General features: G+C 54.9%; 16 protein-coding genes. 2 read left to right on the forward strand and 14 right to left on the reverse strand.

All coding sequences use genetic code 11. The annotated features are described in order from the left end of the window. Positions 1-40 precede the first annotated feature (40 nt). From WC184_04995 to WC184_05025, 7 genes are all read right to left on the reverse strand, one after another. Positions 41-877, reverse strand: coding sequence for a type II secretion system F family protein (locus WC184_04995; protein MFA7477235.1), 837 nt, complete (start codon positions 875-877; stop codon positions 41-43). Next, the gene (locus tag WC184_05000) at positions 847-1,725 is read right to left on the reverse strand and encodes a type II secretion system F family protein (GenBank protein MFA7477236.1); all 879 of its coding nucleotides are present in this window, start codon (positions 1,723-1,725) and stop codon (positions 847-849) included. Before WC184_05000 ends, WC184_04995 begins: the two co-directional genes overlap by 31 nt. Then, entirely contained in the window at positions 1,722-2,867 is a 1,146-nt protein-coding gene (locus WC184_05005) for a CpaF family protein (protein MFA7477237.1), read from the reverse strand. Before WC184_05005 ends, WC184_05000 begins: the two co-directional genes overlap by 4 nt. Next, positions 2,864-3,517 carry a cellulose synthase operon protein YhjQ/BcsQ gene (locus WC184_05010; GenBank protein MFA7477238.1) on the reverse strand — a complete coding sequence of 218 codons (654 nt, stop codon included), beginning with the start codon at positions 3,515-3,517 and terminating at the stop codon, positions 2,864-2,866. The genes WC184_05005 and WC184_05010 overlap by 4 nt, the downstream gene beginning before the upstream one ends. Positions 3,518-3,707: 190 nt before the next feature. Next, positions 3,708-4,643: a sigma-70 family RNA polymerase sigma factor gene (locus WC184_05015; protein ID MFA7477239.1), complete on the reverse strand. Its 936-nt coding sequence runs from the start codon at positions 4,641-4,643 to the stop codon at positions 3,708-3,710. Between the two features lie 204 nt (positions 4,644-4,847). Beyond that, positions 4,848-5,486, reverse strand: a complete 639-nt coding sequence (locus tag WC184_05020; GenBank protein ID MFA7477240.1) for a hypothetical protein — start codon at positions 5,484-5,486, stop codon at positions 4,848-4,850. Between the two features lie 52 nt (positions 5,487-5,538). Further along, positions 5,539-7,176, reverse strand: a complete 1,638-nt coding sequence (locus tag WC184_05025) for an NAD+ synthase (GenBank protein MFA7477241.1) — start codon at positions 7,174-7,176, stop codon at positions 5,539-5,541. A 108-nt stretch (positions 7,177-7,284) separates the two neighbouring features. Between WC184_05025 and WC184_05030 the strand changes: the two genes are divergently transcribed. Then, complete coding sequence (locus WC184_05030; protein MFA7477242.1) at positions 7,285-8,769, forward strand: sensor domain-containing diguanylate cyclase; 1,485 nt, start codon at positions 7,285-7,287, stop codon at positions 8,767-8,769. A 144-nt stretch (positions 8,770-8,913) separates the two neighbouring features. Here WC184_05030 and WC184_05035 read toward each other — a convergent pair whose 3' ends face one another. The 5 genes from WC184_05035 to WC184_05055 form a co-directional block, all read right to left on the reverse strand. Beyond that, positions 8,914-9,114, reverse strand: coding sequence for a cold-shock protein (locus tag WC184_05035; GenBank protein ID MFA7477243.1), 201 nt, complete (start codon positions 9,112-9,114; stop codon positions 8,914-8,916). A gap of 120 nt (positions 9,115-9,234) precedes the next feature. After that, the gene (locus WC184_05040) at positions 9,235-9,411 is read right to left on the reverse strand and encodes a hypothetical protein (GenBank protein MFA7477244.1); all 177 of its coding nucleotides are present in this window, start codon (positions 9,409-9,411) and stop codon (positions 9,235-9,237) included. Between the two features lie 71 nt (positions 9,412-9,482). Next, positions 9,483-9,833, reverse strand: coding sequence for a RidA family protein (locus tag WC184_05045; protein MFA7477245.1), 351 nt, complete (start codon positions 9,831-9,833; stop codon positions 9,483-9,485). A 69-nt stretch (positions 9,834-9,902) separates the two neighbouring features. After that, entirely contained in the window at positions 9,903-10,223 is a 321-nt protein-coding gene (erpA, locus tag WC184_05050) for an iron-sulfur cluster insertion protein ErpA (GenBank protein MFA7477246.1), read from the reverse strand. Positions 10,224-10,280: 57 nt separating this feature from the next. After that, complete coding sequence (locus WC184_05055; GenBank protein ID MFA7477247.1) at positions 10,281-11,015, reverse strand: helix-turn-helix domain-containing protein; 735 nt, start codon at positions 11,013-11,015, stop codon at positions 10,281-10,283. A 41-nt stretch (positions 11,016-11,056) separates the two neighbouring features. Between WC184_05055 and WC184_05060 the strand changes: the two genes are divergently transcribed. Continuing rightward, positions 11,057-12,286: an Mrp/NBP35 family ATP-binding protein gene (locus WC184_05060; protein ID MFA7477248.1), complete on the forward strand. Its 1,230-nt coding sequence runs from the start codon at positions 11,057-11,059 to the stop codon at positions 12,284-12,286. A 41-nt stretch (positions 12,287-12,327) separates the two neighbouring features. Here WC184_05060 and WC184_05065 read toward each other — a convergent pair whose 3' ends face one another. Together WC184_05065 and WC184_05070 are read right to left on the reverse strand one after the other, a co-directional pair. Beyond that, positions 12,328-12,945: a hypothetical protein gene (locus WC184_05065; protein ID MFA7477249.1), complete on the reverse strand. Its 618-nt coding sequence runs from the start codon at positions 12,943-12,945 to the stop codon at positions 12,328-12,330. After that, complete coding sequence (locus WC184_05070; GenBank protein MFA7477250.1) at positions 12,942-13,796, reverse strand: NUDIX hydrolase; 855 nt, start codon at positions 13,794-13,796, stop codon at positions 12,942-12,944. The genes WC184_05065 and WC184_05070 overlap by 4 nt, the downstream gene beginning before the upstream one ends. Positions 13,797-13,911 lie beyond the last annotated feature (115 nt).

A 13,911-nucleotide genomic window follows, 5' to 3' on the forward strand; every position in this document is an offset into this window, starting at 1 on the left:
CGCGAAGCGTTCTGATGGCTTCAGATTCGGTACTAGGCGCTTAGAACGACAAGCCTTTCAACCCTGTAACTAAGAGCGGCACCACGCTAAGGAGGCCAAACGCAGGTAGCACACAAACCACCAGCGGAAACAACAACTTCACCGGCAGTTTGCGCGCCCGTTCTTCACCGTCACGGCGGCGCTCAAGACGAACTTGGCCACTGAGGCGCTCGAGACTTGCCATGACCGAGGTACCTTCTCGGAGTGCCCCGGCCAGCGTGGCCATTAGAGGGCGGACTTCCTCGCCCAGGTCGTCGGCCAACGCAACTAAGCGGTCCGGCAGAGAATCTCCCAATGTTACGCTTTGGGTCACTTTGCCCAGTGCCGTGGCAATGGCACCGTTGCCCCGCCGGGCCGCCACGTCGATAGCCATGGGCACATTCATACCCGCCGAAACCGCAAGTACTAAGAGGTCGACCACCTCGGGCAACTCGGAAACAAGCGCCTGCTTGGCGGCCTCCTTCTGCCTCAGCTTCCGACGAAAACCACGGATGAAGTACGCCGCTAATACAAGCGCTGCCAAGAGCGGTTCGATAAGCACCAGGACCAGAGACAGCACCGTGAGACTGCCCACGCGAAGGTCGGCGTCGACATCGGGCTGACGTTTCACCACAGAGCGCAATACGCCACCGAGACGCTGCAGCGGCGCCTTCACGAGCTGAGCTTGTATGTAGTTAGGTTTCAATGTGTCAGCGTCTAGTAAAGCCTGGAAGCGACTAGGTGGCCGGTAAGACGATGACGCGCCGACCAGCCATACCACGGCACCAGAAGCAAAGAGCGGTAATAGCGATACCAACACACGGGCCATCATGAGGTTTTCACTAACTGTGCCATCCACCAGGCACCAACCGAGTCAAGTGCTAACCCAGCCGCCATAACCGCCAGACCTAACGGGGTTCGAAATAGAAATTCGGCCACGCGGTTATCAGCCGAGATGGAAAACAAGGCGAAGCCGATTGGTGCCAACACCAGCACCGCTGCTGAATAGCGCGCCTGGCTGGCTAGAGCATGAGACTCGCGGGCTAGCGCAGCGTTATCTCTTAGGGTGGCAGCCACTCCTTCCATGGCACGCGCTGGGGCAGCACCGGTCTCGGCCCCTACCAATAAAGCCGCGGCCGCCATACGAAAAGGAGGCAGTGGATTGCTCTGCACCAGTTCATCTAAACCCGCCGCCAAACTCTGGCCTTGTTCAACCCGCTCCGCGACCGCGCTGAACAGCACTCCGGCGCGACAAGATGGATGTTGACCAAGGCTTGCCATGGCCGCCACGATGGACGAGCCAGCCCGGCACGAGCGCGCCATTAGCTCTAGCGCTTCTGGCACCTCGGCCGCCAGGTTTCGCCCTCGGCGATCGCTCGCCGCAGACAATCCTAAGAAACCAGCCCCAACCATGCCACCGGTTGCCATGGCGGCCAATGGCAACCCACCCAAGAAGAACGCCACTAGGCCCACTAGCGCCGCTACCGCCAACGACACCCGCCACCAAAGCACGGCCGGTGCCAGATCAGCGCTATGAGCTCGCTGTTCAAACCACGCCGGCACCCACTGTGTTGTGGCGGCGCGACTTGAAGATGAGCCTGCCAAACGTTGACGTACCACCTTGGTTGATGGCGACCAGATCGATTTCAAAATCGCCAAAACGGCTACCAAGATCAACACCCGATACCAGAACGTCGGTACCATCATTGGGCCCCTCCACCGAAGCGTGACAAACGTGATGGCGATTGAAAAACTTGAAGGCCGTTAGAAAGGTTGGAGCAGCGCAGTCCGTGCTCGGAGGAAACGGCCAGCTCGGGTTCTGCAATCGACACAATCCGTCGCCCTCCGTGAGCGCTTCGAGCTACTTGCACTACCAAGTCGATGGCCGCCACCAGCTGCTCTCGTAACGCCGATAGCGGCACATCGAGGCCCGCTAGCAATGCCAGCGTTTCTATGCGCCGCAGCGCATCTTCGGGGCTGTTGGCGTGGCAGGTCGATAACGAGCCGTCGTGGCCCGTGTTCATGGCTTGGAGCATGTCGAGAGCTTCACCGCCGCGCACTTCACCAACCACAATTCGATCAGGACGCATCCGCAAGGCGTTTCGTACTAAATCACGTATTCCTACCGTGCCAAGCCCGTCGGCGTTGGCTGGCCTCGACTCAAGCCGCACCACATGCTCACCCGGCAGGCGTAACTCGGCTGCATCTTCAATGGTGACAACCCGCTCGCTGGTTGGAATAGTGGCCCCTAGGGCGTTTAAGAGAGTTGTTTTTCCAGCGCCTGTTCCACCTGAAACCAAAACGTTACGGCGTTCAGCTACCGCCACCGCCAACAGTTCTGCGACCTCGGGAGAACAAAATGCCTCAAGCGGTACGGTTTTGGCACGAAACCTACGAATGGTGAGACAGGGACCATCAATAGCAATGGGTCGCACAACCGCGTTCACCCTCGAACCGTCGGCTAAGCGGGCATCGACCATGGGTGACGAACGGTCGATACGGAGACCTAAGGGGCTCACAATTCGGTCGATCAAACGCAAAACTGAATCTTCCTCAAGGACAACGGTGCTTCGCTCAAGAGCACCAAAGCGCTCTAGCCAAACCTCGCCACCCCCATTTACCATTACCTCGGTAATCGTCGGATCGTTCAAGAACTCATCTAGAGGACCCAACCCTTGAACACGAGCCACAATGGCCTCAACCAGCGTGGCCTCCTCCTTGGCACCCACCAAAGGTGCTTCCAATCGGACCAGCCGCTTAGCCTCCTTAGCTAGTTGGCCAGCCTCTATTGGTAGTTGGGGCCGGTCGAGAAGCTGCCGATGGATACGTTCGACCAATGGTGAATTCATCGGACCACCCGCCAGAGGTCTTTTAGCGGTCGGGGGAAGCGCGAAACCATGAGGCCAGCATCAATACATCTAGCCACGGCCAGGTCGTGGGGAACTGTGGCCGCAACTTCAACCCCAATCGCATGTTCAACATCGGCCGCTTGGAGCGCTCGTCCAGACTGCGAAATAAACACCACTCGTTGTGGGCGTAGAGGTGCCAATCGGGCTTTTTGAATTGCCAAATAGCAGGGGTTAACCACCATGATCGAACGCTGCGCCACCGCCGCCAGCCGTGAGGGCCACGACTGATGGTCAAGCACGCCGCAGTCAATTACTACTTCACGATCGTCAAGGTTAAAGAGGGCCGCCAAAAGATCTACCCGAGCCTTTTGCACCTCGGAACCGCTACCCAATGGCAACAAATCAAGGTGGCTAGAAACAGAGACGCCCAACCGACCCAAAGCATCGGCTGGCAAATCAGCGGTTGAACTTAACCAGTCGGTCACCCCAGGCCCGCTAGTTTCTACCAGTCCTAAGAGTGCGGGCAGATCACCGGCAGCATCAACCAGCAACACACCCTGTGAAGAATTCCTGGCTAAACCTATAGCGCAGGCGGCGGCCACCGTACTGGTGCCAACACCACCTTTTGGTCCCCAAAACGCAAAAACCATTTACTTCCCCATGCGGACACTAAGAAACCTAAGGGGAAGAAAATGGTTGTTGAGTTAATTTAGATGCTTTTCGCCCCAACAACAAGGGGCGTGAGGCGCTTAAACTTCTTTTAGCTTCTTAGAAGCGAAGATAGCCAAAGCAACGACAGCAGCAAGCAAGAGTAGTTTTTTCATCAAAAGAGCCTATCTGTTAAACCGCGAGCAGATCGCGCGCCCCGGTGTCGGAAGAAGGATGGCGAAGCTTCGACATCGCCCTGGCCTCAATTTGGCGGATACGTTCCCGAGTCAGATTGAAGTGCTCGCCAACTTCTTCCAAAGTGCGAGGCTCACCACGATCTAGACCAAAACGAAGCTTTAGGATTTCACGTTCCCGCTCATCGAGCGGTGCTAACAGACGTGAAATTTCCTCGGGCAGTAGTGACGTGGCCGCCATTTCAAAGGGCGATTCCGCTGAACGGTCTTCTACGACATCGCCAAGCTCGGCGTCACCGTCTTCACGCAGCGGTTCTGAAAGCGACAAGGGCTCAGCGGCGAAACGCAGGGCTTCGGTGACCTTGTCTTCGGGCATTTCTACTTCGGCTGAAAGTTCGGCCAAGGTTGCTGGGCGACCCATCTTCAATTCGAGCTGAGCTCGTGCCTTTTGCAGCCTGGCCAAAGTATCGCCAGCGTGGACAGGAAGACGGATAGTACGGCCAGTGTTGGCAATACCGCGAGTAATGGCCTGGCGAATCCACCAGGTGGCATAAGTTGAGAACTTGAACCCTTTACGCCAGTCGAACTTTTCGACAGCATGCATCAGACCCAAGTTGCCCTCTTGGATTAGATCTAGCAGGGGCAGCCCTGAGGCTTGATATTTCTTGGCGATTGAGACCACCAAGCGTAAGTTAGATTGAACGAAAGTTGATTCGGCTCGTTCTCCGTTGCGGATAGCCCGCTTTAGTTCCCGCCGACGAGTGGGGGTGAGACTGCCGCCTGCTTCGAGTTCTTCTCGTGCTGCGGTGCCCGCTTCAATAGCCTGGGCCAGCCTGACCTCATCGTCTTTGGTGAGCAAAGGGTATTGCCCGATATCGGTGAGATAGAGGCGGACCAAGTCCTCCTCATCACGCTCGATTCGCTCTTTTGCCACTTTGACACCTTCTCCTGGCTGAATGCTCGAACCGACTACCGATTACCCACTCACCTGGCATTGGCGGAGCAGGTGAACTTTGGGGTGGGTAGATAGGCGGCCCTTAAAACGTATAAGGGGTAACGATACCGGCCTAATTCAGGCACGCAACTGTTCTTGGGTACAAAGTCACAAAGTTGAAACGTGATTCTAGTTCAAAAATAGCTAAAAAGATAGCCCTTGGCTAGGCACCAGACCACCAGCGTCAAGAAGAATTGTCTCGACTTCGAGCTGCTTATCGGCCATTAGGGCCAGCTCATCACGGTTTACCACCAAGCGTTGTAAGGCGGCTTCACCTTCTTGCCAATCTTCAATCTTGTCTCGAAGAATCAACTTTAACGAGCGTTCGATAGCGGCTTCACTTACTGGTGAAACTGAGCGCAGATAGCTCTGATATGAAGTTATCTGGTAGGGCAGCAGGACCCGATACAGACCAACCAGCTTGAGAGCACTGGTCGATACGGACTCTAAGGTGTCGGCCAAGACTTCGACCAAGGTTTCGTGTGCCTGGCCGGGCGCCAAGGCCTGTTTCGTGGGGTTGTAGGCGGGGGTTTCAGGAATGTGATTGTGCCAAAGTTCGGCGTGCCACCCATAGTGAAGTGAATGGCGATTCAACATCAGCTTTAGGTCACCTTCGGCCACCTTAAGAACGGCTGAACCAAACAGCTCGAAGGCCCGCGACTCATACCACTTATAGATGCTGGCACGTAGCGCTACCTCGCTTAAAGGCAACGAACGCGACTCTCGGGCCCAGTTTGAGGCTTCTAAACCAAGTGGGTTGTGGCTCTTTGGTTCATCGGTCATGTGTTGTTCTTACCAACTCTTTGCAATCAGCGTCATTGCAGCTAGGAACTTGCTAGCCCTCATGATTATGAGTCATGGGCACGTTACGGCCAACCCCAAACGGGCGCCTGGACACTTTAAGACCAGGTGGACCTTGACGCCGTTTAAACTCGGCACGGTCAATCATGGCTGCCACCCGCCGAACCGTGCTCTCGTCATAGCCCTTGGCCACAATTTCGTCCACAGAGTGATCGTGCACCACTAACTCTTCAACCATTGGGTCAAGCAATTCATAGGGCGGTAATGATTGCTCGTCACTCTGGCCAGGTCGCAGCTCAGCTGATGGAGCTTTCCGCAGAATGCTTTCGGGGATGTTGGCCTGACCGTGAATCTCGTTGTGGTGCCTGGCTAGGGCGTAGACCCCCAGCTTAGGGACATCAGCCAGAATTGCTAAGCCTCCAACAGCGTCGCCGTACATGGTGCTGTAGCCCACTGCCAACTCAGTTTTGTTGCTCCCTGTTAGGGCCAGCCAACCAAACTTATTCGACAACGCCATTACCACAATTCCACGAATTCGAGCTTGCAAATTCTCTTCGGTGGCATCAAAAGCCAGACCTGAGAAATGTGGTTCCAACAACTCAAGGTACGCGGCGTGGACTGGCTCGATTTCGATGACACGATATTCAATACCTAGGTTCTCGGCCAGAGCCACAGCATCGGTAACCGAGTGTTCGCTGGAATAACGAGACGGCAACATAACTCCGTGTACAGCGTCGGCACCTAGGGCGTCGCGAGCAATGGCCGCTACAACCGCTGAATCAACTCCACCCGAAAGCGACACCAGCGCTTGGGTGAAGCCATTGCGGTTTAGATACTCTCGGGTGCCAAGCAACAAAGCTTCATAAATTGCTTCAGTCTGCGACAAAGGCGCTTCTAGCCGACCTGGCAGAAGTTTGGGTTCACCATCCTCGTAATTAATTTGCAGACTCACGACATCAGCCTGAAAGCTTCTGGCCCTCACTACGACCTCGCCTAGGTGGTCGGTAGCCAAGCTGCCCCCGCTAAATACCAGCTCATCATGAGCACCAATAGCGTTTAACCAGGCCAACGCCACCTGGTGAGTATTGCTAAAAGCGGCCGCCAGCGATTCAGTATCGCTTTGTTGGTCTCCGTAGAACGACGCTGGCTCAAGATTCAAAACCAGGTCGAGGCTGTGGGCGCCAAGGTCTTCCACCAACTGGTAGGCGTGGTTTATTCCCCAACTGATCGCCAGGTTTAACGGCCCCAGCTGAAAGAGCGAATCGACTGGGGCGTTGTCGCACACCTGGAAATACCGATCTTCGATAAAACCGTCGTCAATGCTGGTATGGGGTTTACGAATAGACTTTTGGATTTTGCCATCCACACAGTAGGCCATGGCATTAAACAAAGCCCCGGTGTTGGAATCTAATTCGACGTAGCCCGCCAAAATTGCGATGCCTTGGGCGCGCTCAGCCAATTGCTCAATGCACGCCAGGTTGGCGGCCACAAAACTTTCACGTAAAAGCAGGTCACCTGGAGGGTAACCAATGGTAGCCAAGGCCGGAAATACAATAAGGTCGGCTTGGGCCACCTTGGCCTCGTCTATTTGGTCGCCCATAATCGCTAGGTTGGCCCCAAAAGAGCCAATACCAAGATCTACCTGAGCCAAAGCAACACGTATAACTGCCACATCACAATCCTAATGACATACTTATGTGGCAGGATTTGTTAGTGCCAAATTAGACGGTGTGTCAGAGCAGCCGATACACCGAGCGCGTGCGAAGAGAGCAACTTGTAAATGGCCGATCCGACCGGAGCAGACAACCAGCTTTATTTTGGGCCCACACCAAAGCACATCGACGGCCAAGCCCCGATTCTGGATTCCACCGTAAATGTCGAAGCATCACTGGTGGTGGACGATCAGAGTCCGTTTGTCATTAGCGACAGTTTCTTGGCCGACATCGTCCGTTCAAGTGTTAACCCCTACTTGGTATTAGACGTCAACGGTCGTATCCGCTTCCTCACCGACACCATTGTAGAAATCACCGGTTACACCGCCGAAGAGTGTTTAGGTCGTGATGCCCTCGATTTCGTAGTTCCCAAAGACCACGAGATGGTGGCTACAGCCATTGGCCAACAACTTGCACAGCGTGCCGCCGATAAAAGCTGGACCGGACCCGCCATACCGGTACATCTGATCGCCAAGGATGGCAGCATTAAAGCCTGTCAGATGCTTGGCGTGGGCACCCCCTCCGCCAACTTTCAGGCTGTCATAGTGCGTATCACACACGCCGAATCGGCCAGTAAGCTCGACGCGGCGATCGCCGCTATGGCCACCTCGGAAGATTTGGCTGATACTTTACGGCTGCTTACCGATGTTCTCTATAGCCAGTTGGCCGGCACCTCAAGTTGTGTATTTCTAAGTTGGGACGGCCACGGTTTCGACAGCGTCATTCCGCTCAACGACCAGTTGCCAAGAGCACTTCTGGATGAAGGTGCCCAAAACCCTTCATTACCGTGGCGAGAATGCATTCGTTCAGCTACTTTCCAATACGCGACCCTTAACAACTTGCCGGAGGAAATGGCAGAAGTCGCCCAACAAGCGGGCTATTTGGCTAGCTGGTCATTTCCCATTCCTTTGGTGGGAAGGCCAAGCGTGTTAACACTTTGGCGGCCCTATCTGGGCAGTCCCAGCACCCATCAACTTCATGCCGTCAACCGAGTGTTGCGGTTGATGTCAGTTGCTTGGGAATCTCACCAAGCTCGCGAGTCGCTTCGCAGGCAGGCCTACACCGATACCCTGACCGGGCTTGCCAACCGTCGCGGGCTAACCGAACATTTCGATTCGCTTGCTCCGAGCGATATACCAAACGAGCCGATCGGGTTCTTGTACTGTGACATCGACAACTTCAAGCTAATCAACGACAGCTTCGGCCATGTCGTTGGTGATGAAGTACTTCGTATTGTTGCTAACCGCTTGACTGCAGAAGTGCGATCCAGTGATCTGGTGGCTCGCATTGGCGGCGACGAGTTCGCCATGGTCTGCCGCGGTGCCGATTTGTCCCAGATGCAACAACTGGCCGAGCGAGTGGTCCAAACCTTTGCCAGCCAGCTTCATGTGGACGGCCACAACATTGAGGTCACCTTGAGTATGGGGGTAACCGCCACTGTTTTCCGCAATGTCCGGGTCAACTCGGAAGCGTTTATCCGAAGCGCTGACCAAGCGCTCCTATCGGCTAAGGCCGCTGGCAAAGGGGGGTGGCGCACCGCCACTTATCCTTAAGGACTAACAGGTCGTTACGGGCTAACAGCCACAACAGCTGTGATGCCAGCGATGGTTTTGTCGCCAGTGTTGGTTTTGTCGCCAGAAAAACCAAACGCCGCCCCTGGCAAACCAAGTGCGGCGTGGACTAGATGAAATAAATTTTTAGATCAGACGCACGTCTTGGGCTTGATCGCCCTTTGGACCTGACGTTACTTCGAATTCTACCGCTTGACCTTCTTCAAGGGAGCGGTAACCCGCACCTGAAATTGCCGAGAAGTGTACGAAAACGTCAGAGGCTCCGTCACGGGATATGAACCCGAAGCCCTTTTCTGCGTTAAACCATTTTACGGTACCGGTAGCCACACCGATTCCCCTTCCTAATTTTGCTGGGATCGGCGAACGCCTCCACCCAATTACTTAAGCGCCGCTAGGGTAGCCGAAACTGAAGATCCGTAGCTGAAATAGTGCTTAAATCTACGTATTTTAAATGTTGGTCTCGATAAGCTCGCTACCCTCATGCCGTGCTAAAGCGTCGTCGCGCAGGAACCATCCAAGCACTAAGGCCGCGGCAGCTCCGCCCCAGATCACTCCGAGGGGAATACCAACGACTAGAACAAGGACGATGATTGCGACACCCAACATTGCTACATAATGCCCCATTTGACGGCTTTCACCAAACGGAATGGCATAGTCGGGCGTTTATTCTTGGCTAAAGGAAAGGTTGAAGTGCCCTAAGAGCCGGTGTAGGCCCACGCTTCGATTTCAATTAAGGCCTCAATGGGTAGCGCCGCCACACCAACCGCTGACCGAGCCGGGCGGTGCTCACCAAAGAACTCCATATAGATTTCGTTCATGATTGGATAGTCGCTCATGTGACGCAAAAAGACGGTGGTCTTTACCACGTCTTCTTTCGTTGCACCTACGCTCTTGAGCTGGGTTTCCAGATTGGCAAGGGCTTGGCGCAACTGGCCAGCGGTGCCACCATCAACCAACTTGCCATCGGCGATGCCGACTTGCCCGGAAACAGAGAGCCAATCACCAGCTCGCACTACCGGGGTATAAGGACCTACAGGCTTAGCCACCGCTTTTCCTTCACAAGACGCGGGAACGACCGGAGGAAACTCCGGCCGCTCCGATGAACTTATAGGGCTTTAACTAAAAGAAGAGCCGCAACCGCAGGAGCGAGAAGCGTTGGGGTTGTTGATGGCGAAACCGGCGTCGGTGAGGCCATCTTTGTAGTCGAGCGTAGCACCCACCAACATCGAGGCGCTTGAAGGGTCGGAGATGACCTTCACACCTGAATAGTCGGTAGCCAAATCAGTGTCGGCAACATCGCTATCAAAGAACATTTCGTAGCTAAAGCCCGAGCAGCCACCCGGACGTACTGCTACACGCAGAGCCAGTGAGGCATCGCCTTCGGCTTCTATAAGTTGTTTCACTTTAACAGCGGCTGAATCTGTGAGCGTGATCACCCTATGATCCTCCTCCAGGGGTTCTTCCTACGGGAATGCTACAAGCAAACCACACAATTACCGCACCGAAATCTCTACTTGACATGGATCGCGGTCGACCAGAGTATGAAATGCCAAGAGTGGTGGTGCCTCGATTCCAGCCAAGAAACCTTCCACCATGCCTCGATGCAAGGCACAAACCACGGTCGGGTTCGTCTTAGCTAGATCGGCAAAAGGACAGTGTGAAAACGCAATTGCCGCAACATCGGTTTTCGTGTCTGCGTCTTGTTCAATGGCGATTTCAGGGTCGAAACCCATGCTGTCGAGGTCGGTCATCATAGCTTCAATTACCGGTGCACCCGACGGCCACGGCCGAGCATTTAAGGTGCCCTGTTCACGTCCAGCTTCCAAGGCGAATTCTGATTCAAGGCCGGAAAGTTCAGCCAAACGCAACAACATACGGGCGATGATGGGATACGGCGACGGTTCAAGGCCAAGCGATGGCGCGTCGATTGCCAAACCATATAAATGCTGCGGCCGCCCTACCCCACCTGCGGTGCTGCTGCGGACATCTAGCAACCCTACTTCTCGCATTCGCTCCAGATGCGGACGAACCGTATTGACATGGAGGTTCAAACTTTCCGCAATCTCATTGGTTGACAGAGGTCGATTAGATCGTGCCAGCTCAAGATAAATCGCGTATCGGGTGTTATCGCCTAGGGCTTTTAGGATGTCAAGGCGCGGCGAATGAGCAACCGCACGTAGGCCCTCAGGCGGTGTCGGCTCGGGTTCAATATTCTCCGAGTCCAGCATGAAGAGTGAGTTTACACGGGGAAACCCGGTAAATTACCTATATGGCCATTAATTCGGAAGTAGAAAGCGCTCGCTCAGATCACGCTGCTCCCCCTAGCCCAGATGACGTTATGGCCATCTTGCGTGGGGTCATCGACCCTGAACTAGGTAGTGACATTGTTGATTTGGGAATGGCCCGGAAGGTCTTATCGCACCCGAACGGCATCGTTGAAATAACGGTGGCCCTCACCACCCCGGGCTGTCCGCTGCGCGCTCAGATTCAACGCGACATAAAAGCCCGAGTGGAGTCACTACCGGGTGTAGAAAAGGTGAAAATCCACTGGGACACGCTAAACGCTGAAGAAAAAGCGGTCACCATGAGCCGCGCCCGCCAATTAGCTCAATCCAACGCGCCCGACACCATGATCCCGGCCACTACCAAAGTGGTAGGCGTAGCTTCGGGCAAGGGTGGCGTTGGTAAATCTTCGGTCACGGTCAACATCGCAGTCGCAATTGCTTCTATGGGTTACCGCGTTGGTGTGATGGACGCCGATATTTGGGGATTTTCGGTGCCCCGGATGTTGGGGGTTTCAGGGCGGCTTGAAGGAGTGAAAGACCAGGTGGTTGAACCCGGTGCACGCCCTAAAATAGCGCCGATCACTTTGCCGATGGGTGAAGGTTCCCTAGAGGTGGTCTCAATGGGGCTTATGGTCGATGACGAAGAGATAGCCCTCATGTGGCGGGGGCTAATGCTGAACCGGGCAGTGCAGCATTTCTTGGAAGATGTCCAGTGGCACTCCAAGCTTGATTACCTATTTATCGATATGCCCCCAGGCACTGGTGATGTCGCCATGGGCCTGGCACGTATGCTGCCCCGGGTTGAGTTGCTGGTGGTAACAACGCCTTCACTTACCGCTCAAAAGGTGGCGATTCGAGCAGCCAACATGGCCCGACGTAGCCACATTCGGGTAGCTGGGGTCATCGAGAACATGAGCTACTTCGTATGCGACCACGGCGATCAATACCCACTCTTTGGGGAAGGGGGCGGCGAATTACTCGCTCACGATGCCGGTGTGCCCTTGTTAGGTAAAATTCCACTTGAACCACAGGTCGCTACCGGTGGCGATCATGGAAACCCAGTTGCTCTTGGCGTTGGTCCGGCGGCTGAGGCCTTTCGAGCTCTTGCCGAGCGGTTGGTGACTGAGACCGTTCCGCCCATAGAAATGAGTGGCTGCAGCGCTCGCTTGCTTGACTCGGTTAACGCGGCTTTAGATGCACTAGATTTTGATTAGGCGCGGTGAGCGTTGAATCGCCCATGTTGAATTGCAGCTAGTTAAAGACTGAATTGCTCTAGGTAGACCTTCGGGGTTTCGATCATCTGACCCCGAAGTGGGGCGATACCTCGAAGGCGTTTTCTACGCAGTTCGGCTACGGCTTGGTAAAAGTCGTTAGACACTTCGATTGGTTGCGGGCTCAGAATGTCGAGATAATCACCGGAGAACACCACTCGTTCTTCCTCGAGGAAAAAACAAACCCGGGGCACCGCGAGACCAGGTGCTTCCAGCACCGAAAGTTTGAATTCGGTGCCCAAAATGGCTTCGCCAACTTCGAGAGACTGACTGTGTTTGAGGCCTCGGCCCACGCCGTCCACGTTTAGGACAGCAGCCCCGGTCATTTTGGAAAGGGTGTTAGCACCCGAGGCGTCATTGGCACCAGTGGTCACAATCCATCGAATCCGATCGCCTCCACACCCCGCGATGGCATCGAGGTGTTCGCCATCGGATGGTCCTGGGTCGACGACTACGATCTCATCGATACCCACCAAATAGGTATTGGCACCAGCTTCACCATCTACTTTGGCTGCAATACGGCGCACCAATGGGCTCAGTGCTCGTGCCACACCGGGCACTATCGGTGGTGGCCCTTCGACTTCAGTTGCTTCGTTACTCATTTGCCTACGCCACTTTGTAATGGTGTCTCATCGGGTGTTTCGGCGTCGCTGTAACCACGATCTCCAGGTAGCAAAATGCGCACTCCGCCATCTTCTTGCACTAAGCGAGGCAAGATTGCCGGAATGCTACCCATGGCAGCGGCGGCGCTCATTAGCTCATCAGCAGAATCGAATCGGGCTACGGCTTCAAGGTTTCGCACCGTTGGTTGAATCATTTCTAACTCGCCAGCTTCAGCACGGTCTAAGGCATCTTGCGGCTGAATCCACAGGCTGGCGACGGTTTCGTATTCATCGTGGGTGCCAATTTGGCCTTCGGGAGCACGAGCCACAAAGAAGCGGGTATCGAAACGCCGTGGGGGGCCAACCGGCGTGATCCAATGTGAAAAATAATGAATTTCGTCGCAAGCCAGGCTTAACTCTTCTGCTTTGCAGACATCTACTAAGCGAGTGGCCCCGCTATCAACTGCTAGGCGGTATTGACTGAATTTGGACACCATGTTCGGCTCTTCCAAACGCAAAGTTTGGTTTGTGCCGTTGTTGGCCAATAACAGACCCGCTTCTTCAAAACACTCTCGGATGGCGGCTACCCAAAAGGCCAGACCTCCGGTTTCAATGCCCAACCGGGCAGAAGCCATTTCGTCGGATAGGCCCGTAACCACGGTTTCCAGATCGGGGTCGTAGCGGTCAGCGTCGTCTACAGCGCCGCCGGGGAACACAAAAGCACCACCCACAAATATGCTCTTGGGGTTACGGCGCAGCATAAATACTTCAAGCCCACTAGCTCCGTCACGAACAAGCATCACCGTGGCAGCGTCGCGAACCGGAACTTGAGTTGGATCAGAGGTACTCATACACCTAGCTCTCCGCGCCGGGAGCGCAAACCTGGCGGTGGCTACTCCCTCTGGTTAACACAACAACCTACAGATTGTTGCTCTCATCCTATCGGGCTTGGCTACAACTGCGGTT

This window comes from Acidimicrobiia bacterium, assembly GCA_041676705.1.
Lineage (GTDB): Bacteria > Actinomycetota > Acidimicrobiia > Acidimicrobiales > SKKL01 > Actinomarinicola.